This window comes from Streptomyces xanthochromogenes (assembly GCF_014650455.1).
Taxonomy (GTDB): domain Bacteria; phylum Actinomycetota; class Actinomycetes; order Streptomycetales; family Streptomycetaceae; genus Streptomyces; species Streptomyces xanthochromogenes.
Window position 1 is genome coordinate 259,721 of the sequence record NZ_BMUZ01000004.1, and the last position, 23,646, is coordinate 283,366.

The following is a 23,646-nucleotide window of genomic DNA, read 5'->3' on the forward strand; positions in this document are numbered from 1 at the left end:
CACCGCGGTTTTCGGGGCAGACGGGACGAGAAGCCGGCCGTCGAGCCGCCGTCGAACCAAGGAGAGACCGTGGCGAAGGACTCATCACTGAAGGCCGTGGGCTGGGCGCGCTCCCTTCCGCTGACCAGCAGCGTGAAGGAGGCGAGGGACTGGACGCGCGAGCATCTGGCGACGCTCGACTGGGCGCGGACGTCGCCCGACGTCGTCGACTCGGTGCTGCTCACCGTGTCCGAGCTGGTCACGAACGCGCAAGTCCACGCCCGCAGCACGGCGCAGCTCATCCTCACCTGGGACGAGGAGTGCCTGCACGTCACCGTGCACGACGCCTCACCCCAGCTGCCCGAACAGCGCGACCCCGAAGCCGATGCCCTGGGAGGGCGCGGCCTGCTCCTGATCGACGTCCTCGCCGACGACTGGTACGCCTATCCCTGCCCCCGGGGCAAGAGCGTCACCGCCTGCTTCCAGCCGCCCACGCCCGCCCGTCCCGAGGCGGTCGGCGGCGGTTAGGTCGAAGGGAGTGTGCGCGCTGCGCACCACCTGTCCAGATCCGACCGTTCTTGAACACATGGATGGTGAATGAGCAACTCGCCCCAGATCAAGGGCAGTTGACACCTAGAGTGCTCACCGATTCGACGTCGGCCGAGAACGGCTACGGCCGCCGCCGGGCGCGCCGCCTACGCCAGGGCCACGGCAACGGGGAGCAAGGGTGCAACTGGACGCGGTCATCGCGCAACTCACGTTCAGGGAGAGGTTCTCCCGCAAGAGGGTGCGCTTCGAACGGGACGCCGGGGCGCTGGTGTTGCAGATCGAGGGCGGGAGCGACCCCGTACGGCAGTGGCTCACCCGGCTGCTCAAGGAGTATCGCGGCATCGTTCCGGTGAACAATCCGAGCGACGTCGAGGAGAGCGACCCCGAGCGACAGGTCCTTGAGCAGTTGCAGGCGGTCGCCGAGGGCTGCGGCTACGGCGGCATCGTGGCTCGCGGCCTGCCGATCGTCTTCCCGCGCTTCGCGGCCGCCCGCGCCGCGCTGTACGACCGGCAGCAGACGGGCGACCATTCCCACGCCCGGCGGATGGGAGCCCTGAAGCGGCAGATCGAGGAAGCGATCGCGCAGGAGCGACGGCACTCCATGCCGCAGGCCCGCACCCGGCTCGACCCGCTGATCCAGGATCCGTACGTCACCCAGCAACTCGGGGGATTCCTCGGCCTGTTGCTGAAGATCGCCAACGCCCTGAGGCTGCCGTGCTACCGCACGGTGCGCTGGTTCCGCAAGCGGAGGTTCCCGGGCCTGCGCACGTTCGAAGCGGTCTGCGAGGAACTGGACGGCTGGAGCGCCAGGCCCGCACACGACAAGCAGCGGCTGCTCGTCGAGGCGCTGCTCGCCGACGTGGACGCGCACTACGGCGTGCTCCGCCGCCTCAACCGGGTCCGCCGTCCCGTCATCCTCCTGCCGGACGTGGACACGATCCCCGCACGGCGGATCATCCGGGACAGGATGCTCGAAGCGCTCAGCGGCACGGCCAAGGAGCTGCGGGTGCACCCCGTGGTCATCACCACGTCCCGGCCGGGCGAGGCGGACCCGCTGACGGGCGGCCGGCCCGCCGTGCCGGCGGACTGCCTCGGCGAGGAGATCCCGGGGCGTTTCCGTGAGCGCCGGGAGGTGGGCGCATCGCGGGCGGGCGGCGGGAGCGAACCGCTGCCCAGCCTGCTCGTCCAAATCGTGCTGGACGATGCCGCCGGCCCGCGTCCCGCACCGGGCGTGCGCCTCCTGGGCCCGGTGACCGTGGGGGTCACGGCAGTCGCGCTCATCGCCGCGGGGCTCGGCGGCTATGTCACCTTCTTCCGCGAGCCGGCCGCCTGCGGAAGGGGACTTGAGATCCATGGAGGCGAGTGCGTGGGCGTCTCCGACGGGACCGGCGTGTTCATGCCCGATGTCAAGGGCATGCCCCAGGTCTTCGAGCGCATCGCCGAGCAGAACAAGGCGGTCGCGGGCCGCAAGCACGCGACCGTCGCCCTGCTGATCCCGATGCAGTCCGCCAGTCCCGCCGTGCAGCGGCAGATCCTCAGCGAGGTGCAGGGCGCGTACCTCGCGCAGGTGGCGGCGAACGGCGCGGACTCGGTGAAGCCCGCGATCCGGCTGGTCCTCGCCAACCCGGGCGACGGGTACGGGCGCTGGCGCGGCACGCTCGATCAACTCACTTCTCAGGAGCCGGACTTGAGGGTCGTGGTGGGCTTCAATCTGAGCCTGGACAAGACCAAGGAGGCCCTCACGTACGTGACCAACACCCTGCACCTGCCCGCGGTGGCCAGCGTCGTGACGGCGGACGACTTCGCCAACCCCGAGGGCACCGACACGGTCCCGTACCCCGGCCTCGCCCGAGTCGTGTCCACCTCCCGCGAGCAGGCCCGGGCGCTGCTGGCGTTCGACCCCGAACTGGCTGGCTCCGAGACCGCGTTGGTGGCGGACGACCGGCCGGGTGACGACTACGACCGCTCCCTGCGCGACGCGTTCGCCGAGGCCAGGCGGAACGAAGGCGGACGCGGGGTCCAGGACATGCGCTTCGAGTCGCCCGGCGTCGAGGAAGCAGGAGTCACCCCGAACGAGTTCGAGGACTTCGCGGGAAACATCTGCCGCTCCAACACCCACGTCGTCTACTTCGCCGGACGGGCCTTCCACCTGAAGCTCTTCGTGGAGAAGCTCGCCACCACCTACTGCCGCGAGAAGGCGTCGTACACCGTGATCACCGGGTCCGACGCCACCACGCTCGACGAGCGCCTGGACGACCACGACCGGGCCCTGCTGCGGGGCGACCCGGGCTCGGGCAAGCCGTCCGTCAGCATCCGCTACGCCGCACCGGCGCACCCCGACGCCTGGAGCACCGAGCTCGCCAAGTGGCAGAACGACCCGAAGACGAAGGGGCAGGACCCTCCGCTGTACCTGCGGGAGGCGCAGGACTCGATGAACGCGCTGCGCCGTGGCATCGCGGACCAGCCGGGGCCCATCGGCCCGGTGAACCTCGACGACGGGCGGACGATCGTCACGTACGACGTCGTCCTCACGGCGAGCCGGGCGCTGGCGCGCGCGGTGCACACCAGCGGTCTCGAGGTACCGACGGCCGACCGTGTGGCCAGGGACCTCGGGAAGCTGAACTCCGACCTGCGCGTGCGGGGCGCCGGTGGCTGGATCTGCCTCACGAACGCGGGAAACCCGTACAACAAGGCGCTGTCGGTGGTGCGCCTCGATCCCGGCTCGCACAAGCTGGTGTTCGAGGGCGTGGCCTGGCCGACCGGGCACGCGCCGGGTCACGACGACAACTGCGTGGTGCCGGTCCACCCCGATTAGCGCCCTCGGCGACCATGCGATACGGCCGGTGCAGGCCCGTGGCCCGTCGTGGCGGCGGTCGGGTGACACAGGTTTCGCGACCTGAGGGCACCGGGGACTGATCACCCTGTTTCCCCACCCGAACACCCCGACAGGAGCAGACATGCGTATGCGCACCACCCTCGCCGCCGGCGCTCTCGCCATCGCCGCGGTCCTCGGCAGCACCGGCACCGCCCTGGCCCACGACCGGGACGACCACCACTCCGGCGGCGAGACCAGCGCCTGTGGCTCGTTCGCCGGCGCGGGCGGTGGGCACGCTGCCTGGGGCTCCGGCTGCATGCACTCCCAGTGGGAGGGCAGGTACCCCGGCCGTGGCTTCCACCACCGCCTCAACGGGTTCTAACCGCTGCTAGCGGGCGCTGCCGCTCGCGTCGGTGTGGCCGACAGTGCTGTCGGCCACACCGGTCCGCGGCCCGCTCCAGCACGCGCGCCGGTATCGGAGTTCGGGCACGGCGACACCGTCGTACACGTCGGCCTGGGTGTGCCCGTCGGCCCGGTACCCGGCCCGCTCGTAGAAACGCCGGGCGCCCTGGTTGTCCGCGAGCACCCACAGCAGAACGGCCCGGAACTCCTGGCTCTGCATGAGCGCGTGTGCCTCGTCGAGCAGCCCTCGGCCGATCCCCCGGCCGGTCAGGCCGGGACGCACGTACAGCGCATTGATCTCCCCCGTGCGCACGTCGGGAACCTCGGGCACCTCGCTCCGGGACGGCCCGTAGTTGATCCACCCCACCGGTTCGCCCCCGTCGACGGCGACGAGGTCGACCGACTGCCGGTGCGGCAGCGAGAACCACTCCCGCCGCCGGGCGGCGTCGTCCTCGACCGTCATGGCCTCCAGGTACGACCGCGGCAGGATGCCGGCGTACGCGGACTGCCAGCCCCGCACGCGTATCGCCGAGACGGCTTCGACATCGGTTCCGTTCATCTTCCGCACGCGCACCATCACGTCACCGTACGTCCCGGGGCACGGCGGCACCACGACGCCGCCGAGGCCCCCAGCGGGTGACGCGCGAACGACGAACGCCGGGGTGCCATGCGGCAGATCCCGGCGTCACGTCGAGGGCGAGGAAAGCGAAGGGACTAGTTTCAGGAGTGTGAGAAGGAAGTCCCTTCATGGCCTCGCCGGACTCAACCGTAGCAGTCACTCCGGGACCAAGTCGCCCAGGTTTTCCGGGGTGATGACGCACGAGTCGGGATGCAGTCCCTCCGGTCGCTCCAGTCCGATGTACGTCACGGGGCCCTGCGGGACCGTCTTGCCGTCCCACAGCGTGGTGACATCTCCCCGGTCGGCCATCAGGCCGGTGAGGTGGCGCACCGTGAGGTGGTCGCGCTCGACGAAGCCCCGGACCAGGGCCGCGACCGACACCCTGTTCCCCTCGACCCGGTTCGCGCTCGGGGTTCCCTTGAGGTACACGTGGAGCCACTTCGCGCGCCAGCGTCCGTCCTCCCCGCGTATGAAGGCCAGCGGCAGCGCGACGCGCCCCGGACCGCGCAACTGCGACTTCATGCGTACGGTACGCGGCTCGAAGGGGCGACCCCGCTGGTCGCCCTCGCGCAGCATGAAGCCGAAGAACGACTCCTCGACCTCCTCGAAGCCCTCCCCCGAGAAGATGTTGACCTGCGGAACGATGTAGGTCCCGCGCACGGCCCCCAGGCGCAGGTTGATGAATTCCGACGCCCCGTCGGGTGCCTCGGTGATGTCGCCGGAGTGCTCGCCCTCGACCTCGGTGAGAGCCGTGTAGGAGAGCCAGGAGACGGTCTCGTAAGCGGAGTTGAGCATCACCGCCGAGAGGTCGAAGTCGGTGGTGTCGCTCGTCTGCTTCCAGTACACGAAGAACCGCAGCAGTTCGCCGTCGACCGGCGAGAGGGAGCCGCGCGGCAGCACACCGAACCCGGGCGCCGTCGCCCTGCCGCTGAGCGGGAGCGCCACGTCGAGGACGTCCGGATCGATCAACAGGTGCCCCGGCGCGGGCAGTCGGCGGCACGTCTCCGCGTCGAGTGCGGCCACCAGGCGGGCCCGCACCGCCTCGGGCAGCGCGGAGCGCGACTCGTCGGTGGCCCAGGCGCGGCCGAGGCGGTTGACGAAGACGCGGCGCGCACCGCTTCCCCGCGCCCGGTTGTGGAAGTGCTCGCGCACCGACAGGAGGACCCGGCCCGACACCTTCGGGGCCAGCCGCGCGGCCGCCCGGGCCACCGCGTCGCGTTCGGCGTCCGTGGCGCAGGCACGCAGCAGCCGGTCGAGACAGCGGAAGAGCTTGCCCGGAGCCGACTCCAACAGCCGTGCCGCGCCCAGGACATCATCGGCCGCGAGCAGTTCCTCGACCCGGCTGTCGAAGGACCGGGCCCGCTTCTCGCCCCGGGCCACCGCGAACACATCGGCGGCGTGCGGCCAGCGGGCCGCGTACTCGTGTGCGTGCAGCCGCTCCCCCAGGCGCTTGAACGCCTCGCGATGCGCGGATACGTCGGCGAGCTTGGCCGGGTTCGCCGCGACCACGGCGTCGAGTCCCGCGAGCAGCACTCGACGAACCCGTCGGGACGGCGAGCGGAACCGGGTCGGCTGCACCAGCGTGACATCGCCGTCCGACAGGCCACAGGCGAGCCGGAGCACATCGGTGACCGTGTCGAGCAGCGGATCCGCTCCGGCCTCGACGCGGGCACGGTTCACGACGGCTCGGTTCTCCCGCACCGGGATCGCCTCCGGCTGGGGCCCGTGCACACAGTGCCCGGCGAGCACCTCCAGGTCGGGCAGCCCCCCGTCACCCAGCGGTGCGGCGCTCCCCGCGAGGGCCAGATACAGGGCGGTGATCTCGTCGTCCGGGGCGCCACCCAGGTGAAGCACCGTCAGACGGTCGCCCGCGGCCGCGAGCAACTCCCCGTGCGCTGCGAGCATTTCGGCGTAGCTGTGCTGGTACGTGCCGTAGGCCGGGAGGGTCAGCAGATCGACCACGCCGTCGCTGAGCCCTGCGACCGCGACACCCCTGTCGACCGCGTCGGCGACGCACTGCTGCCAGAAGGCGTAGGTGTCCGGCACATGGGCCGGGAAGTCGATGAAGTAGGCGTTGTGCCGGACGTGGTCCCCGACCATCGCACGGACCGTGTCCAGGGTGCGTACCGCCGTGTCGACGACCGTCCCCTCCGACAGCGCCGACAGGTGTCCGAGCAGCTCCGCCGACAGCTTGAAGCCCACGGACATCAGCGCCGCGTCGAACTGCCGCGCGGCGACCCCGCCTTGTCCGGCGGCTCCGCGCGGGGCGGGCAGACGGTGGGCGTGCCGGACGACCAGGGGTTCGAGAGCGTGGACCATCCGGGCATGTTCCCAGAGCCCGCCGAACCGCCGCACCCGGGTTTTCGCGCAGCCGCCCACCAGGCGCAGGGGGCGGCCGGATGCCCGGTCCACCAGGCGCAGGGGGGCGGGGGCGGCCAGGTGCCGTACGCGGCTGCGTGTGAACGTCACAGAGGGGGAAGGGGTGGGAGGTGTGGGAGTTCACTGATCCTCTGTTCGATTTCGCTCGCCGCCGCCGTGAGCCCGCGGTGGTGCAGACCCTGCGTTCCACCGCCGCCGCGGTCATCTCCTACGTCGTGGCCCTGCACCTGAGCAGCGAGCCCGCGCCCCTCACCGCCCCGCTGACCGCCCTGCTCGTCGTGCAGGTCACCCTCTACACCACCTTGGTGACTGCCGTGCGCAGGGTGAACTCCGTCGTGGTCGGGGTGCTGCTCGCCGTCGGGTTCAGCTCCCTCGTGGGCCTCACCTGGTGGAGCCTGGGACTCATCATCCTGGCGGCCCTGGTGGTCGGACGGTTCGTCAAGGTCGGGGAGTTCGTGCCCGAGGTGGCCATCAGCGCGATGCTCGTCCTCGGTGTCACCCGGGTCTCGGCCACCGCCTGGGACCGCGTGCTGGAAACCCTGATCGGCGCGGGCGTCGGCATGTTGTTCAACGTGTTGCTCGCGCCCCCGGTGTGGGTGGATTCCGCGGGCGGTGCCATCGAGGAGCTCGCCGCGCGGATGCGGCGGCTGTTGGTGGACCTCGGGGACGAGGTCGGCGGCCACACTCCGGTGGCGCAAGCCGCCGCCCGCCTTCACGAGGCACGGCGGCTCGACCACGACATCGCCCAGGTGGACGCCTCCCTGCGGCAGGCCGAGGACAGCCTCAGGCTGAACCCGCGCGTCAAGGAGGGGCTGCTGTCCCGCGTGGTGCTGCGCACCGGCCTCGACACCCTGGAGATCTCGGCGGTGGTGCTGCGAGTGGTGTGCCGGTCGCTCACGGACCTGGCGAAGGAGCGGACGGAGGAGCACCTCTTCGACCCGGAGGTGGGGCTCGCCCTGCGGGACGTCTTCGAGCATCTCGCCCGGGCCATCGAGAGTTTCGCGGTCCTCATCACCACGCAGGTCAGCACCAATGCCGAGGAGGCGGAGCAACGGCTGACGGACGAGTTGACGGCCGGCCGTGCCAGCCGCGACCGGGTCGCCGACCTGTTGCTCGCCGAGGTGCAGCGCCACCCGAGGCAGTGGCAGCTGCACGGGGCGCTGCTCGCCGAGGTGGACCGGATCCTCGACGAACTCGACGTGGAGAAGCGGTCCCAGCGCCTGGTCGAGGAGCTGGACCGGCTGTCGCGGGAACAGCGGCGGCGGTGGCACCTCCTGCGCCGGGTCCGCAGCCGGACCCAGCAGGCGCTGCGGCTGCCGGAACCCGAGGACCGGCGGTCCTGACGGTCGACGGCCGGTCGGGCCCCCGGCCCTGTTTCAGTCGAGCAGCAGCGGGTTGGGCAGGTCGGCGTCGGGGTGCATCCGCAGCAGGGTGTGGACGACTCCGGCCAGGCCGGACATGAGGCTGGGCGAGAACGCCTCACGCGCGAGGCCGCCGACCGGGCCGCGCTGTTCGAGCCCGCTGAGGATCTCGGCATCGAGGTCCCTGGCATCGCCCGATCCGATGGAAGTGAGGAACTCCCAGAGACCCAGGTCTCCGTGGCACAGGGTGTGGCTCCATCCGAAGCCCTCCGCGGCGCAGGCCCCCGCGGCCCGCCGGGCCATGTCGAGATGAGCGGGGTCGCCGGTGCGACGGTGGAGGTCCAGCATGCCGATGCCGATGCCCGCGCTGCCGTGGCACCAGCTGGTGAAGAAGTCCTCCTCCGCGCCGACGCGCACGTCGAGCCAGTTGCCGTCGGCCGGGCGGTAGAGGGACTCCTGGAAGGCGAAGGCACGCGAGGCGAGGCGTTTCCAGTCATCGCGCTCGGCCGCGGAGCCCGCCTCCGAGAGCGCGAGCCGGGTCAGTGCCCAGCCGATGCCGGTGGCGCCGTGGGCGAAGCCGCCGATGCCCTCGGGGTTGAGGCGGGTCGGCCAGCGGGCTCCTCCGGCGTCGGACACGGCCAGCTTGCCCAGCCGGTGGCCGATGTGCGCCGCGGCGTCCAGCCAGCGTGCCTGCCCGGTCGCCGTGGCGAGGTCGAGCAGCGGGACGACCGCTCCGGCAACGCCGTTGAGGAGGTCCACTTCGACGTCCTCGTCGACCAGTGGTCCGCCGGTGAGCAGCAGGGCGCGCTCGGCGGCCCGCTCCAGCATCCAGTCCTCGCCGAGCACCCGGTGCAGCGCGAGCCATGTCCACACCTGTGACGCCGCGCCGCTGAAGGCCCCGGCCGACGGCGTCGGCGTACGGTCCTCGGTGCTGATCAGTACGCGCAGCGCGCCCTCGAACGTCTCGCGCACGCCCGGCACTTCGTCCGCCCGCCCGGCCCGAACCTCGCAGGCGTACTCGGCCAGTGTGAGCGCCACTCCGCCCTGGCCGGTGTAGAGGTCGGCGGGCAGCACCCGGATCGACCAGCCGGCCGGGGTGAAGACGGGGCTGATCCAGGTGACCGTGCCGTCCTCGCCGCGCACCGCGCCGTCGCACAGCCGCCGGACCATCTGCGCGGCCAGTTCACGGCGGCGCCGCTCCCGGTCGCGGGCGTGCGGGGCGTGGGCGGCTTCCTGCACCCGGGCCGGCAGCGAGCGCTCGTTCAGATACGCGCCGACGAGCGCGTCCTGGATCACCGACTCCTCGAAGGCCAGGTCGGCGTCGCGCCAGTCCTCCACGGTGGCGCGCACGGCCGCGGCGTCGACGGTGAAGTTGAACATCGGCACGTCGCCCACCAGCAGATCGGCGATCTCGCCGTCGATCGTCGCGCGGTCGGTCGGCGCGCCGGGCAGCGCGTCGGCGTTGCGGCGCAGGATGTCCCGGGCGCGCTCGACCGCCGCCGCCTCGTCGTGCAGCGAGGCCGGGTGCCACAGCATGCGGCCGATGTCGACGTACGCCTGGGTGGGCCGCAGGATGCGCCGTGCCCGGGCTCCTTCGAAGCGGGCGAGGAGCCGGTGCGGGTCGAGGCCGGGCCGCCTGAGGTGTGCGGTCATCTCGCGGAATCCGGCCAGGACCCGGTCCCAGTAGGTGCTCAGGACCGGCGTGGCGGCGGGGTGGTTGCCCGCTACGGGCATGGCCACCAGGTCCACCTCGAAGCGGGCCGTGGCGGTGCCGCCGTCGGCGATCACCGGGTGCGGGATCAGCGGCTGTTGCCCGGGCAGCGCGCCGATGCCGGAGATGTCGACTCCGCCGAGCGCGAAGCCGGTGCCGCGCACGGGCAGCAGACCGGTGCGCAGCACGGTGCGGCGGATGGCCGCCGCCGCCACGTCCACCGCGTCGCCGCGGCCGCTGGGCGGGAAGGGGGCCGGGGCGTCGAAGAGCGTCTCGGCGTCCACGATCACCGGCACGGGCCCGGCGGCGATCATGTTCTCGGCGTGCATGTCGGTGCCGCCGGTGAACCGGAGGACGGCGAGCCAGTGCCCGAGATTGCGGTAGAACACGGCGAGTTCGGCCCCGTCCGCGCAGTACCGGTGGCCGATGAACTCGGCCCAGCCGTACCCGTCGCGAGCCAGTGTCGCGGGGACGCGGATGCGCCGGTCCGGCGCCGGGGCGCCGGGGAGGCCGGTGAACAGGTCGTCCAGGAGCGCACCAAGCGCCACGTCGGCCTCGGACGGGCGGGGCTTGTACATCACGGTGCCCCCGGCGAAGTCGACCCGGCTGACGGTCAGCCCGCCGTGGTGCGAGTCTCCGGCCCCGAACGCGACGGCCCGTACCCAGCCCGCGGGTGCGCCGAGGAGCGGCGCGAGGAGATCCCGGTCCGCCGCGAGGCGCTCGGCGAACTCCGCCGTGGCCGTGACCGAGAGCCGTGCCACCGTGGCGATCCGCCGGGCGAGGTTCGGGTACCGGTCGCTCAGCCCGTCGAGGTAGCCCTCCGCGCCGGCCTGCTCGACGAAGACGTCCCAGATCGCTCGGCCCGACTCGGCACCGGAGCCGGAGCCGGAGCCGGAGCCAGGGCCAGGGGCGGCACCGGCCCCGGCGGCCGGGCCGGAGAGCCGCAGCGCGTGCAGTTCGATCAGGAACAGGCGGGACAGCTTCGCGTGCAGCGACCGGAGCAGGGCCGTGTGACCGGCCTCAAGGATCACGTCGCGTTCCGTCGCGTCCAGGGAGGGCAACTCGGCCAGGGCGCGGGCCAGTTGATCCCGCCAGGGGCGGGCGATGCTCCGTACGGGCCGAGCGAAGTGCTCCGTCTCCTCCGGTGCTCCCGGCACCACCGCGTTCGCCATCAACCGTCCCCGTCCCACCACGAGTTCGCGCCCCGCGAGGCGCCTGAAGGGCCCGCGAGGCGGGCGGTCGGTCAGGCGGCGGGCCCCTCGCGGGAAGTCGCTCCACGAAGGGCCCGCCGGGTGTCTCGCACGCTCAGCAACACCAGCTCCCGTGCGACCCGCTCGGGCTGGAGCAGAAGCCGTAGAGGGAGTCACTGGAGTCGGTGAGCGCGGCCTCGGCGGCGGCGCCGCCGACATAGAGCGGACCGGCCGGGTTGAGCTGGCCGTACGCGCTTTCGGCACCTGAGAGCCAGGCGTTGAGCACGGCACTTGCAGGAACACTGGTCTGCGGCATCAGCGGCCTCCGGACAGAGGGATCGGGACGGATCGCCCAGCCCTGAGTATGGCCATGTCCGAACACCCGTCAGATGCGGAATCCAGCCAAAGTCACGGGGTCCGAGATGCGCGGCACACCCGTCGTCCGGGCAGGCGGCGGGGCGGATCCGATCCCCGCGAAGGCACCCGAATCGGGCGGTGGCATGATCGATGCTCGACATGCGCCCACCCCAGCCTGCCCTCCGGCAACCAACACATCGGCAGAACAATTGATACCTGGACTTTCACCGAGAAGCGCACGAATACGCCACGTCATCGAGTCCGCCCCGTGGCGCCGGCAGCGCGTGATGCTGTGGACGGCGGTGGGCGTGGTGGCTCTCGCGTTCCTCATCGGCCTGGAGATCACCGCGCGCCACTACGGCGAGCGGGGGCCGCTCAGCACCCAGGTGCGCGAGGTGTTGTTCGCGCCGAAGCCCGGGCCCCTGTACGGCGGTCTCGCGCTGATGATGGTGGTGCTCACCTGGCGACAACGGTTCGTCGCTGCCGGTGTGGCGATCGGTGTCGATGCCGTCTTCGTGCTCGGCCGGTGGGCGTGCGGCGTCCGGGTGCCCGAGGGGCACCTCTTCGGCAACGGCGCGCTGTGGGCGATGCTGGGCTGTGCGGTCTTCGCGATCACGCGCCGCACCGGCACCGAACGGGTGCTGCTCCTGAAGGGCGTCGGCCTCGGGCTGCTCCTGGTGACCGGCCGCAAGATCGGTGACAGCTGGCTGCTCATCACCTCGAAGACCCGCCCCACCGTGCTCGACCCGTACGTGGCGACGGCGGATCACGCGCTGGGCAACCCGTCATGGCTGGCGGGCCGTGCGCTCGACGCCATCGGCCCGGCAGGCTCCAACCTCCTCGGCCTCATCTACGCCCAGCTCGCGGTGGCCGCGATCGTGGTCGCCCTGTACCAGCTGCGCAAGGTGGCGGCCGAGCGCCGCTTCCCGCGCCACCACTTGGTGCGCACCTTCCTGCTGATCGGTCTCCTCGGACCTGCCATCTACATGATCTTCCCGGTGGTCGGACCGGTCTTCGCGTACGGGCCCGGCGCGTCCGGCACCGGCGGCGTGGAGTGGTCGGTGGCCAACCTGTGGCCGCACACGCCGCCGCCGATCACGATCCCGCACCCGGTGCCGTACGACGGCATCACCCCGCGCAACTGCATGCCCAGCCTGCACACCGCCTGGGCCACCGCGATCTTCATCCACACCCGCACGGGCCCCCGACTCCTGCGCTACGCGGGCACGTTCTGGCTGATCGCCACGCTCGCCGCGACGCTGGGCTTCGGCTACCACTACGGTGTGGACCTGGTCGCCGGGGTGGTGTTCTCACTCACCGTCGAAACGGCCCTGCGCACGTTCGACCGCGGCTGGGACCGCTCGGGACTGCGGCTGGTCGCCCATGGCACGGCGGTCTTCACCCTGCTCCTGGTGTCGTACCGCTGGCTCCCGGTGCACATGGCCGCCCGTCCCTGGCTGTTCGGGCCGCTCGTCCTCCTGGCGATGGGCTCCGTCATCCTCGGCTACCTGCGCACCACCAGACCCTGGACGAGCCCGGACACCGCCCCGGCGCTGCTGCCGGAACGACAGCCCGAGCCGGTCTGAGCCGGCCCCCGGGCGGGGCCGGTCCTTGTCGCCCGGGGCGACAGGGAGCACGATGGAGACAGAACGGAGGCAGCACCTCCGCATCGCCGGAGGTCATTGCCGCACAGCCATCGCAGTCGCGCGGAACGACGACTGCCGTGGCCGCACCCACCCTCGTCCGCACAGGGACAGCGGGACCGTCCGCCGGCGGGTGCGGCCCCTCCCTGCCGGGCGCGGCAGCTCACGCGGCGGGCCATGCCCTCACCGGGCCGTGTACGGGCCCGGCCAACGACCGGAGGACTCGATGTCCCTCACCGTCGTCATCATCGTCATCGCCGTCGTGGTGGTGCTCATCGCGTGTGCGGTGGCAGCGCGCCTGGCCACGGTCCGGCGCCGCAGGCTTCAGGAGCGGTTCGGCCCGGAGTACGAGCGCACCGTGGACGAGCAGGACAGCCGCCGGGCGGGTGAGCAGGAGCTGCGTGAGCGCCAGGAGCGCCATGACGCGCTGGACATCAAGCCGCTGCCCGCCGCCGCACGTGAGCGCTACTCCCAGGACTGGGCCCGGGTGCAGGAGCAGTTCGTCGACCGGCCCGACGACGCCGTCCACGACGCGGACCGGCTCGTGACCACGCTCATGAGCGAGCGGGGCTACCCCACCGAAGGGTACGAGCAGCAGCTCAAGGACCTGTCGGTCGAGCACGGGGAGACCCTGGAGCACTATCGCGCGGCCCATGACATCAACGATCGCAGCGGCCGCCACCAGGCGACCACCGAGGAGTTGCGTGGCGCGATGGTGCACTACCGCGCGCTGTTCGAGGAGCTGCTCCACAACGGGGACCGGCCGGGCAGGAGCACGGCATGAGTGCACGACCGCCGCGGGTGGGCGCCGAACGGGCCCACGCGTCGCGGACCACGACGCGTGACGGACGGAAGTGAAGAGATGCGCTACGAGGAGACACCCCGACCCGACGAGGGCCCGCTGTCCACGGAGGATCTCGCCGCCGGCAGGCAGCAGGACACCGAGGCCGAGGCACCGGGGCCGGCCGGTGGAGCACCGACGTACCCCGGAGAGGCCACGGCCGGCCGCGAGGACCGGCAGGAGGAGGCCGGCGACCGGGCACCCGGGCACGCGCGGGCGGAGGCGGAACCTGTGGAGGACGACGAACCCCTGCTCGGCTCGGAGCAGGAGGAGTTCCGGGCCAGGTGGCAGCAGATCCAGAGCCGGTTCGTCGACGATCCCCAGGATTCCGTCAACGCCGCCGACCAGTTGGTCGCCGAGACGATGCAGGCCCTCGCCACGACGTTCTCGGCCCACAAGCGCGATCTGGAGGGCCAGTGGCATCGCGGCGAGGAGGTGCCGACCGAGGACCTGCGCGTCGCCCTTCAGCAGTACCGCTCGTTCTTCAACCGCCTGCTCAGCACGTGACCGCCGACCGGAAGCTCACCCGGTCGCGTCCCGGCGCCGCCGCTCGCGCGACGACCGCCGCCACAGCCGCGCCGACGCACACAGCGCGGACACCGCGAAGAGCGCCGCCGTCAGCAGCAGCCAGCGGCCGAGGAAGACATCGCTCGGCAGCGCGGTGGCGGCGGTGAAGCCGTCGACCTGCCCGAGAATGAGCGGCCACCACACCAGAAGCAGCACCCCGGAGACGAACGCCGGGACCCGGACGTGGTTGACGCCCACCACGCGGTCCCCCACCGGGTGCGTACCGCTTCGGCCCGTTGCGGTCATGAGGCGTTGCAGGGCGCGGTCGGCCGTCGCGTAGAGCGGAAGAAGCACCAGGTCGTGCAGCAGCGCCGCGCCGACGAACCAGAGGACGACTCCCAGTGTGTCGCCGCGCAGGAGGCGCACCCCCGCGTAGAGGGCGAGCGCGAAGGAGCACAGGACCGCCGTCAGATGCAGCGGGGAGGCTCCGTAGCGGCTGCGGAAGCGGTTCACGTCGGCTCTCCGAAGGTGAGGCGCGTGACCCACTTGGTGTGGTGGACCCCGGGGGCGTTCGGAACCACGATCCGCGCGGGGTAACCGTGATCCGGGGAGAGGGCGGCCCCGTTGACCTCCACCGCGAGGAGCGAGCGGGTGTCGCGTACCTGGTTGGCGGCCAGGACCACCGAGCCGAAGGAACCGCCACGCTGCACCGACTCCACCAGGACCCGCGGCACGTCGTGGGTCACGCCCACCAGTGCCGCGAGATCGACGAGGCGTACGCCGCCCCACCGCTGGTCGGGCGTGGACCAGCCCTCCACACAGGCGATGGGGAGCTCGACCGTCCGCCTCGGCAGGGCATACAGCTCGTCCCGGGTCAGTACGGTCTGCCGACCGCCGGCCCGGACGGTCAGGCGCCAGGCGGGGCCGATGTCGCTGGGCCGGACACCCACCGAGGCGGCGGTCTTGTTGATCTGGAACCCGTTCGGCCCGGAACCCGGGTCCTGGCCGTGCGGAGCGAGCAGCGCGGTCCTGCGCATCCAGCCGCCGATGCTCTGGCCCATCGTCACCACGAGCAGGGCCGCCGACCCCGCGCCCACCAGCAGCACGGCGCCGCGACGCGACATCGTCGGCTCGGCCGGGCGGGGCGCAACGAGGCTCGGCCCGGCCGTGGCGAGCGGCCGCGCCCGGTGCTGCTCTTCCGCGCGCGGACCCTTCACCACCGCGATCACGGCCCGCCTGAGGCGGAAGACGACATGCACGACGAACGCGCCGATGAACACCCACGCCCCGTAGAAGTGCAGTACGTAGAAGGAACCCGGAAAGACGTAGTGCAACTGCACGTTGAGGACGCCGGTGGCGAACTCGAAGCCGGCCCCACCCACGAGGAGGAGCAGGGACAGCCGCTCCAGCGCATGGCCGACCGAGCGCACGGGCGGCCACTCGAAGAGCCTGGGGATCACCGACCACAGCTTGGCCAGGAGCACCGGGATCAGCACGATGCCGAGTGTGACGTGCACACCCTGGCTGAGCCGGTACCCCCAGTACGGCGATGTGGGCCAGGTGAACAGATAGAAGCCCAGTACCCCTTTGTCCGGGGTCTGGTCGTTGATCCGCGCCAGGTCGGGGTCGTATGCCGCGTACGACAGCAGCCCGGTGACGAACAGGACGCTCACCCCGCAGAGCAGGGCCAGACCGAACACGGCTGTCAGCCACGGGCCGCGGATGGGGCTGCGCCAGAACTCCGGCCGCGCCGGACCCGGAGGCGGTCCCACCGGGACGGCCGCACGCAGCCGCCGCCATCCGCGGGGCTCGACTCGCCCGGAATCAGCGGGAGTTGACCCACCGTGCGCCGGCGCACCCGGCGCGGAGGCACCTGGAGCCGATGCCCGCGAAGGGGAGTCCTGCGGGCTGGAGTTCTGCGGGGCGGAGTGGGGATCCTCGGGGAGGGGCTGGTCGCTTCGGCCGCCGTCCATGGGAATCCCCTGTTCCACCAGGCGCCGACCGAGCGCCGCGCGTTCCAGGTGAAACTTCCGCCTCCGGCCTGCCCCGGCGCGCTGACACTCCGCACGCGCACCGGAGAGGCAGCCGAACGGCCCAGCCCGCCGGGCCGGGGGCGGCTGCCTCCGCCTCCTCAGACGCTGCGGATGAGCGTGACGAGGTCCTTGCGGCCCGAGGCCGCTATGAGTGCCGCGTCGTCGGCGGAGGCAGCGGCGATACTGACGCGCGCCGCTTGCACCGCCTGCACCACGGGGTTGGTGGCGCCGCCGGGCTCGGCCCGCTTCTCGTTGAGCTTCTTCGAGTCGAGGTAGTCGTAGGTGTCGCCCCGCCCGCGCCGCGCGGTGATCGCCTCTTCCGCGCGGCGCACATCGCGGGCGGCGACGTAGTCGGCCTGGGAGACCTTCGACCACACTCCCGTGCCACCGGTGACGAAGAAGTGATTGGGCGAGCCGTTGGGGTTGAGGCCGCTGTTGTCCACCAGATAGGTGCGTCCCGAACCGACTGTCAGGGTCTTGCCGAACAGGGCCTTCCAACTGCCCTTGGCCTTCGCGAGCAACGCTTCGACCTGCACGCCGACCTCCACGGCCTCGGCCGTGACGGTGGCGTCGTCGACGCTCGCGTACAACAGGCTGTTGATCTCCCCGGCGACCGTGCTGGTGGCGCAGTGCCGGTAGGAGTGGCGTTGCAGGGACATGTCCAGCCGGAGCGGCGTCGCGCCCTCGACGTTGACGGTGACGACGGCTCCGGTGATCGATGCAGTGGCCATGGCGAAGCTCCCTCGCGGGCCGGCGCCGGGCCCCTGATGGGCCCGCCGAGCTCGGCTTCACATCACGACCACTATGCCAAGATCACCCGAACCGTCCCGGCATATCCACTGATTGGGTCACATGGTCTGCGCCCCCGTCCTCAACTCGGCGTAGACGCCTGCACGTTGATGCCTCAGCCGTTGAACCGGTCCGGGTCGGGACCGGTCCGCTCGTCGCGGTTGAGTGCGGAGATCTCTCCGAGATCGCCCTCGGTGAGCTCGAAGCCGAACAGGTCGAAGTTCTCCTCGATGCGCTTCTGCGTCACCGACTTGGGGAACACGATGTCCCCGCGCTGGATGTGCCAGCGCAGTGTGACCTGTGCCGGGGACTTGCCCACGCGCTCGGCGATCCGCTTGATGGCCGGGTCGTCGAGCACCTTGCCCTGCGCGATCGGCGACCACGCCTCGGTGGCGATGCCGTGCTCGGCACCGAAGGCCCTGACGTCGTCCTGAGTGAGGTAGGGGTGCACCTCGATCTGGTTGACCGCGGGCACGACCACACCGCTCTCCATGAGCCGACGCAGGTGGTGCGGCTGGAAGTTGGAGACGCCGATGGCCTTGGCACGCCCGGAGCCGTAGATCTCCTCCATGGCCTTCCACGTCTCCGTGAAGTCACCCTTGCCGGGCAGCGGCCAGTGGACGAGGAAGAGGTCGAGGTGGTCGAGGCCGAGCTCGTCCATGGTGCGGTCGAACGCCGCGAGCGCGTCGTCGTGCGCGTGGGCGTCGTTGTTGAGCTTGCTGGTCACGAAGACGTCGCCGCGGTCGAGCCCGGAATCCCGGACCGCCTGCCCGACCTCCTTCTCGTTCCCGTACATCTGCGCCGTGTCGATGTGCCGGTATCCGGCCTCCAGCGCGGCCAGCGTGGTTTCCCGGGTCTCGTCCTTCGGGATCTGGAACGTCCCGAAGCCGAGCTGCGGGATCCGCACACCGTTGTTGAGGGTGATCGTGGGTACTGCCGTCATGCTGCTCTCCTGATCTCGTGACCGGTGTTGATGATCGATGTCGTGGTTCGGGACTTCGCGGCTCGGGCGTTGGCGCTCGGGCCTCGCCACTCGCGCGTTGGCGCTCGGGCCTCGCCGCCCGGGCGTCGTCGCTCGGGTGTTGGCGCTCGGGCTTCGCGGCCCGGGCGTCGTCGCTCGGGAGGATCAGCCGGCGATTCCGCGCAGTTCGGCGTCGGGCGGCAGGACGCGGACCAGCTTGCGGTTCACGAACTCCTGCATGCCGAGCTTCGAGAGCTCGCGGCCGTAGCCGGAACGCTTGATGCCGCCGAAGGGGAGGTCGGGCTGCGTCGACGTCGGGTGGTTGACCCAGACCATGCCGGTCTCCACCCGCTCCGCCACCTTGCGCCCGCGCTCCACATCGGCGCAGAACACGGTTCCGCCGAGGCCGTACTGGCTGTCGTTGGCCAGCGCGATGGCCTCCTCCTCGTCGGCGACGCGGTAGATCAGCGCGGCCGGGCCGAAGAGCTCCTCGGCGTAGGCGCGCATCCCGGGCTTGACGCCGGTGAGGATGGTGGGCTCGACGAAGGCGCCCGGGCGGTCGATCCGACGGCCCCCGGTGACGAGCTCCGCACCCTGCTCCACCGTCTCTCGGATCTGGTCGACCAGATCGGCGGCGGCCCGCTCGGAGGACAACGGACCCAGGGTGGTCGACTCGTCGGCGGGGTCGCCCGGTCGCAGTCCCTCGAACGCGCGGCGCAGACCCGCCACGAAGTCGTCGTAGACGTCCGCGAGGACGATGAAGCGCTTCGAGGCCACGCAGCTCTGCCCGGTGTTCGCCATCCGGCCCGCCACCGCGGCGCCGACCGTACGCTCCAGCCGCTCCCCGTCGAGCACGATGAAGACATCGCTGCCGCCCAGTTCCAGAAGGCTGGGCTTCATGTTCCGCCCGGCCCGTTCGGCGACCTGCGCGCCCGCCTTCTCGCTGCCGGTCAGCGAGGCACCGCGAACGACCGGGCTGTCGATGATCCGCGAGATCTCCTCGTGGCCCACGAACAGATTGGTGTAGACGCCCTCGGGAGCTTCCGCGTCGAAGAACAGCGACTCCAGGGCGAGCGCGGACTGCGGGCAGATCCCGGCGTGCTTGACAAGCACGGTGTTGCCGAGCACCAGGTTGGGGCCGGCGAAGCGGACCACCTGGTAGAGCGGGAAGTTCCACGGCATCACACCCAGGAGGGCACCGAGGGGCTCGTTGAGGAGGTACGCCTCGCCCTCGTCGACGTCGAGCGGCTCGGCGGCGGCGAAGTGAGGGCCCTTCTCCGCGTAGTACTCCAGGATCGACGCGGCGAGGTCCACCTCGCCGCGCGCCTCGGCGATGAGCTTGCCCATCTCCAGCGTGATGAGCTGGGCCAGCTCCTCCTTGCGCTCGCGCATCAGGGCGCCGGCCCGGCCGACGACGGCGGCCCGCTCCTCGATCGGCCGCCGCCGCCATGCGTCGAACGCACGGTTGGCCGCTTCGAGCCGGGCATCGACCTCTTCGCCCTCGATGGCATCGAACTCCGCGACGGTCTCCCCGGTGGCAGGGTTCACGGTCGCGAACGAGCTCTTGTGCTGGTCTGACATGCAATCTCCAGAACGGTGAAACGGGGAGGAAGTGCGGCGGAATGGCACGTTCCGTCCCTGTCACGGGTAACCGCCTTCCGATGGCGCAAACCGTCCTGGATCGGCCGTGGCGCGGTGGCCCGCCGCGAGGCCGAGACGCCGCGACCCCGCCCCGGCGCCGACGAGAGGGCCGGCACCGGGGCGGGGTCGAGGACTACGGGCTCACCGGGGTCCGCCGTGCGGACCCCGGCCAGGGGTGCGTCAGGAGTTGATGCAGGTGGTGCCGGCGGCTGGGTTGAGGGCGCCGGCCACGCTGATGGTGTTGCCGCAGATGTTGATCGGCACGTGCACCGGGATCTGGACGAGGTTGCCGGAGGCGACGCCGGGCGAGTGAGCGGCGACACCCTGTGCACCGGCGTCGGCGACGGCACTGGCACCTCCGGCCAGGACACCGGCCACGGCGAGGGCTGCGGCGGCAATCGCGGTTCGCATACGCATGTCTGTCTCCCACATGGTCGAAAGAACGTTGAGCCGATATGAGACCCCGCAGCATGATCGAAAAAGCCGCATTCACCACACCGGTCGCGTGTCGCCCTCGACGAGTGGCGGTCGTCCCCCCGGTCCGGGTGGCGGCTGGCCGCACACCGGTATGAAATGGTCCGCGGAAGGGTGCCCACCATGGCCAAGAAGCACGAGGCGCGGGACGGGCTGAGCGAGTACTCCCGCAAGCGCGACTTCTCGAAGACCCCGGAGCCCGCGGGCGAGGCCGCCCAGGGCAATGGCCGGGGGCCGGTCTTCGTGGTGCAGATCCACGACGCGAGCACGGTGCACTTCGACTTCCGCCTGGAGGTGGACGGGGTGCTGAAGTCCTGGGCCGTCCCCAAGGGGCCGTCCGGCGACCCGCACGACAAGCGGCTCGCGATGCCGACCGAGGACCACCCGATGGCGTACGCCGACTTCGAGGGCGTCATCGGCGAGGGGTACGGCGCCGGAACTGTGATCGTCTGGGACTCGGGCACCTATCGCAGCCTGGCCACCGACCGCCACCACCACGAGGTGCCCTTCGCCGAGGCGCTGGAGCACGGGCACGTCTCGTTCTGGATGGAAGGCACCAAGCTGCGCGGCGGCTACGCGCTGACCCGGATCCGACGCCCGCAGGACGGCGACCGCGAGGCCTGGCTGCTGGTCAAGGAGGACGACGGGCACGCCTCCGCGCACAGCACGACCGAGCCCACCCGCGCCCGGTCCGCGCTGAGCGGGCGCACCCTCAAGCAGGTCGCGGACGAGGCGGCGGAGCAGACGTCGCCGTGAGCGCGACGCCACCCGACTCACAACCTTGCCCAACTCGCTTTACCCGTAAGCACATTGATGCCCCGGTCGACCGGCTCGCGCCCTTCGGCGTCCGCAGGGATGCGACATCGGGCGGAGCGGGGTGGAGACGGGAGAGCCGGTCGATCTCCACCCTTGATCTCCACCCACGGGTCCAGGTGCCGGAGGCCGTGTCGCAGCAGTCTTGAGGCATGACAACGACCGAGTGGATCACCGACATCGCCCTCATCCTCGTCGTGTTCCGGCAGCTGCGGGAAGGCCGGCTCGACGCCAAGACCTTCCTCATCCCGCTGGGCATCGTGGGTTTCGTGGCGTACTCGTACCTCGACACCATCCCCACCGCGGGCAACGACCTGGTGCTGATCGCGACCCTGATGGCCGTGGGCGCCGTCCTCGGCATCGCCGGCGGCATCTACACCCGGATCCGGGCCCTCGACGGGCACCTCATGATCAAGGCCGGCGCGGTGTCGGCGATCCTGTGGGTGGTGGGCATGGGAGCACGGATGGGCTTCCAGCTGTGGGTCGAGCACGGCGGTGGCGCCGACGACGTGGCCCGGTTCAGCCTCGCTCACGACATCACGAGCAGCCAGGCCTGGGTCACCGCCTTCGTCCTGATGGCACTCACCGAGGTCATCACCCGGGTGGCCACGATCTACCTCCGCAGCCGGACCCGCACCGCAGCCGCACTCCCCGCCCCCGTCCTCGACCGCGCGGCCTGACCGTGCGCTATGTTCTGCCCGTGTCCGGCACCGACAGCACCCCGCCCCCCGAGAAGACCGCCGTCCGGGGGGCGGGCCACCGGCCCGTGCCCGGGCAGGACCCGCGTACCCAGTGGGCGCTGACCCTCGCGGTCGTCGTCGTCGGGATGCTGACGATCCGGCCCATGGGCCTCAGCGGCCAGGGCCTGGCCGTCGCCGCCCTCTTCGTGGTCAACTGCGCGGCACTGCTGGCCCGGGGGCTGCCCGAACACCGGGTGTCCCGGCGCGTCGCGCTCGTCTGGCTGACGCTCGGCATCATCGCGGCCGCGGCCCTGATCGGCGTGAGCAGCAGCGGTACGAGTTACCTCTTCGCCTTCTTCCTGGCCGGCCACCTGGGATACCGGCTCGACAGCAGGTCGGCTCTCACGCTCGCCGGGTTCTGCAGCCTGCTCTGCGGCGGCGTCCTGTACTTCCACCTCGGGCCGGGGCATCTCGTACTGCCATGGGTGCTCGGTCTCGCCTCCGGCACCCCGGTCCTCGTCGGCATCGTCAACCGCACCCAGCGCCAGGCCGTGAAGGCGGCCCTCGCGGCCGCCGAGTCCTCCGAACGCGCGGCCCGCGCCGAGGCCCAGAGCGCCGTACTGACCGAGCGCAGCCGGATCGCCCGGGACGTGCACGACGTCCTCGCACACTCGCTGGCCGGCATCAACATGCAGCTGGAGCTGGCCGACGCGCTGCTCGACACCGGAGACCTGGACCAGGTCCGCGAGGCCAACAACAAGGCGCACAGCCTCGTCAAGGAGAGCCTCAAGCAGGCGCAGTGGACCGTGCACGCACTCCGCGAGGACTCGCTTCCGCTCCTGGAGAGCCTGGCCGCGATGGTCGAATCGTCGGGCCACCGTGACGCCCTCACCGTCACCGGAACCGTCCGCGAGCTGCCCGCCCAGGTGACCCAGAACCTGCTGAGGATCGCCCAGGAGGCACTGACCAACGCCACCCGGCACGCGCCCGGCGGCGAGGTGGGCGTGGAGTTGGCGTTCGGCTCATCGGCGACCGCGCTGAGGATCCGCAACCGTCCCGCTCCCCATAAGGTGACTCCGAGCGCCGGCAGCGGGATGGGGCTGATCGGGATGCGTGAGCGCGTGGCTCTGCTGGGCGGAAGCGTCACGGCGGGCCCCATCACCGAGGGACCGGACCAGGGTGGGTGGCAGGTGGAGGCAGTGATCCCGGCATGAGTGAACAGAGCGACGGAGCACAGCAGTTGAGGGTCGTCGTCGCCGACGACCAGGCCGCGGTGCGTGAACCGCTGGCCGCGGTGCTCGGTCTGGCCGAGGACATCGACGTCGTCGCGGCCGCGGCGGACGGCAGTGAGGTGCTTGCCGCTGTCGCGGCCGGGCCGGTGGACGTGGTCCTGATGGACCTGCGGATGCCGGTGATGGACGGCATCGAGGCCACCCGCCGGCTGGGCGAGGAGTACCCCGATGTGGCGGTGGTCGTACTGACCACCTTCGCCGACGACGACTCGATCCTGGGTGCACTGGGCGCCGGAGCCCGTGGGTACCTCACCAAGAACGCGGGGCGCCAGGACATCACCCGGGCGATCCGGGCCGCCGCCGCCGGCCAGTCCGTACTCGACCGCGAGGTCCAGGACCGGCTGCTCGCCACGGCCAGGACCAAGGCGCCGGCACAAGGGCAGGTACGGGGCCAGTCCCTGCCGGAGGACCTCACGCCCCGCGAACGCGAGGTACTGGCGCTGATCGGGCAGGGCCTGCCCAACCGGGGCATCGCCGAGCGGCTCTTCATCAGCGAGGCCACGGTCAAGACCCACATCAACAACCTGTTCGCCAAGGCGGACATCCGCGACCGGGCCGACGCCGTGCGCCGCGCCATAGAGGCCGGACTGGCCTGAGGCGGCGGACCCGA

General features: G+C 71.5%; 21 protein-coding genes. 11 read left to right on the forward strand and 10 right to left on the reverse strand.

Features of this window, described 5'->3' with window-relative positions:
* The first annotated feature begins 69 nt into the window (after positions 1-69).
* From IE267_RS12150 to IE267_RS12160, 3 genes are all read left to right on the forward strand, one after another.
* Positions 70-507, forward strand: coding sequence for an ATP-binding protein (locus IE267_RS12150; RefSeq protein WP_167161914.1), 438 nt, complete (start codon positions 70-72; stop codon positions 505-507).
* Between the two features lie 199 nt (positions 508-706).
* Entirely contained in the window at positions 707-3,343 is a 2,637-nt protein-coding gene (locus IE267_RS12155; protein ID WP_189763196.1) for a type 1 periplasmic-binding domain-containing protein, read from the forward strand.
* Positions 3,344-3,485: 142 nt separating this feature from the next.
* Positions 3,486-3,725, forward strand: a complete 240-nt coding sequence (locus IE267_RS12160) for a hypothetical protein (RefSeq protein WP_167161918.1) — start codon at positions 3,486-3,488, stop codon at positions 3,723-3,725.
* Positions 3,726-3,731: 6 nt separating this feature from the next.
* Here the strand turns inward: IE267_RS12160 and IE267_RS12165 are convergent, their stop codons facing one another.
* Together IE267_RS12165 and IE267_RS12170 are read right to left on the reverse strand one after the other, a co-directional pair.
* Positions 3,732-4,322: a GNAT family N-acetyltransferase gene (locus tag IE267_RS12165; protein WP_189763197.1), complete on the reverse strand. Its 591-nt coding sequence runs from the start codon at positions 4,320-4,322 to the stop codon at positions 3,732-3,734.
* A 198-nt stretch (positions 4,323-4,520) separates the two neighbouring features.
* The gene (locus IE267_RS12170) at positions 4,521-6,683 is read right to left on the reverse strand and encodes a TerD family protein (RefSeq protein ID WP_189763463.1); all 2,163 of its coding nucleotides are present in this window, start codon (positions 6,681-6,683) and stop codon (positions 4,521-4,523) included.
* 170 nt (positions 6,684-6,853) lie between these two features.
* On the opposite strand from IE267_RS12170, the gene IE267_RS12175 reads away from it, so the two are divergent.
* On the forward strand, positions 6,854-8,086 hold the full coding sequence (locus IE267_RS12175; RefSeq protein ID WP_161245091.1) for an aromatic acid exporter family protein: 1,233 nt from the start codon (positions 6,854-6,856) through the stop codon (positions 8,084-8,086).
* Positions 8,087-8,119: 33 nt separating this feature from the next.
* Here IE267_RS12175 and IE267_RS12180 read toward each other — a convergent pair whose 3' ends face one another.
* Together IE267_RS12180 and IE267_RS12185 are read right to left on the reverse strand one after the other, a co-directional pair.
* Entirely contained in the window at positions 8,120-10,987 is a 2,868-nt protein-coding gene (locus tag IE267_RS12180; RefSeq protein WP_189763198.1) for a type 2 lanthipeptide synthetase LanM family protein, read from the reverse strand.
* 133 nt (positions 10,988-11,120) lie between these two features.
* On the reverse strand, positions 11,121-11,321 hold the full coding sequence (locus IE267_RS12185; protein ID WP_053728018.1) for a DUF6229 family protein: 201 nt from the start codon (positions 11,319-11,321) through the stop codon (positions 11,121-11,123).
* 328 nt (positions 11,322-11,649) lie between these two features.
* On the opposite strand from IE267_RS12185, the gene IE267_RS12190 reads away from it, so the two are divergent.
* The 3 genes from IE267_RS12190 (at position 11,650) to IE267_RS12200 (ending at position 14,353) form a co-directional block, all read left to right on the forward strand.
* A complete protein-coding gene (locus tag IE267_RS12190; RefSeq protein WP_189763464.1) occupies positions 11,650-12,948 on the forward strand; it encodes a phosphatase PAP2 family protein in 1,299 nt (432 codons plus the stop codon).
* 283 nt (positions 12,949-13,231) lie between these two features.
* Positions 13,232-13,789, forward strand: coding sequence for a hypothetical protein (locus IE267_RS12195; protein WP_167161924.1), 558 nt, complete (start codon positions 13,232-13,234; stop codon positions 13,787-13,789).
* A 57-nt stretch (positions 13,790-13,846) separates the two neighbouring features.
* Positions 13,847-14,353: a hypothetical protein gene (locus tag IE267_RS12200; protein ID WP_229861045.1), complete on the forward strand. Its 507-nt coding sequence runs from the start codon at positions 13,847-13,849 to the stop codon at positions 14,351-14,353.
* A gap of 15 nt (positions 14,354-14,368) precedes the next feature.
* On the opposite strand, the gene IE267_RS12205 is transcribed toward IE267_RS12200, so the two are convergent.
* From IE267_RS12205 to IE267_RS12230, 6 genes are all read right to left on the reverse strand, one after another.
* Positions 14,369-14,866: a hypothetical protein gene (locus IE267_RS12205; RefSeq protein ID WP_167161926.1), complete on the reverse strand. Its 498-nt coding sequence runs from the start codon at positions 14,864-14,866 to the stop codon at positions 14,369-14,371.
* Positions 14,863-16,143: a molybdopterin-dependent oxidoreductase gene (locus tag IE267_RS12210; protein WP_229861129.1), complete on the reverse strand. Its 1,281-nt coding sequence runs from the start codon at positions 16,141-16,143 to the stop codon at positions 14,863-14,865. Before IE267_RS12210 ends, IE267_RS12205 begins: the two co-directional genes overlap by 4 nt.
* Positions 16,144-16,484: 341 nt before the next feature.
* Complete coding sequence (locus IE267_RS12215) at positions 16,485-17,117, reverse strand: hypothetical protein (RefSeq protein ID WP_189763200.1); 633 nt, start codon at positions 17,115-17,117, stop codon at positions 16,485-16,487.
* Positions 17,118-17,290: 173 nt separating this feature from the next.
* Positions 17,291-18,118 (reverse strand): aldo/keto reductase, encoded by an 828-nt coding sequence (locus IE267_RS12220; protein ID WP_161245084.1) that lies wholly within the window; start codon positions 18,116-18,118, stop codon positions 17,291-17,293.
* Positions 18,119-18,301: 183 nt separating this feature from the next.
* Positions 18,302-19,717, reverse strand: coding sequence for an NAD-dependent succinate-semialdehyde dehydrogenase (locus tag IE267_RS12225; RefSeq protein WP_189763201.1), 1,416 nt, complete (start codon positions 19,715-19,717; stop codon positions 18,302-18,304).
* Positions 19,718-19,957: 240 nt separating this feature from the next.
* Positions 19,958-20,194: a chaplin gene (locus tag IE267_RS12230; protein WP_373304532.1), complete on the reverse strand. Its 237-nt coding sequence runs from the start codon at positions 20,192-20,194 to the stop codon at positions 19,958-19,960.
* A 180-nt stretch (positions 20,195-20,374) separates the two neighbouring features.
* Here IE267_RS12230 and IE267_RS12235 point away from each other — a divergent pair, with 180 nt between their 5' ends.
* From IE267_RS12235 to IE267_RS12250, 4 genes are all read left to right on the forward strand, one after another.
* Entirely contained in the window at positions 20,375-21,007 is a 633-nt protein-coding gene (locus IE267_RS12235) for a DNA polymerase ligase N-terminal domain-containing protein (RefSeq protein WP_189763202.1), read from the forward strand.
* 209 nt (positions 21,008-21,216) lie between these two features.
* Positions 21,217-21,744, forward strand: coding sequence for a hypothetical protein (locus IE267_RS12240; protein ID WP_167161936.1), 528 nt, complete (start codon positions 21,217-21,219; stop codon positions 21,742-21,744).
* Between the two features lie 2 nt (positions 21,745-21,746).
* Positions 21,747-22,958, forward strand: a complete 1,212-nt coding sequence (locus IE267_RS12245; RefSeq protein ID WP_189763203.1) for a histidine kinase — start codon at positions 21,747-21,749, stop codon at positions 22,956-22,958.
* Complete coding sequence (locus IE267_RS12250) at positions 22,955-23,632, forward strand: response regulator transcription factor (RefSeq protein ID WP_167161939.1); 678 nt, start codon at positions 22,955-22,957, stop codon at positions 23,630-23,632. The genes IE267_RS12245 and IE267_RS12250 overlap by 4 nt, the downstream gene beginning before the upstream one ends.
* The last annotated feature ends 14 nt before the right edge of the window (positions 23,633-23,646 follow it).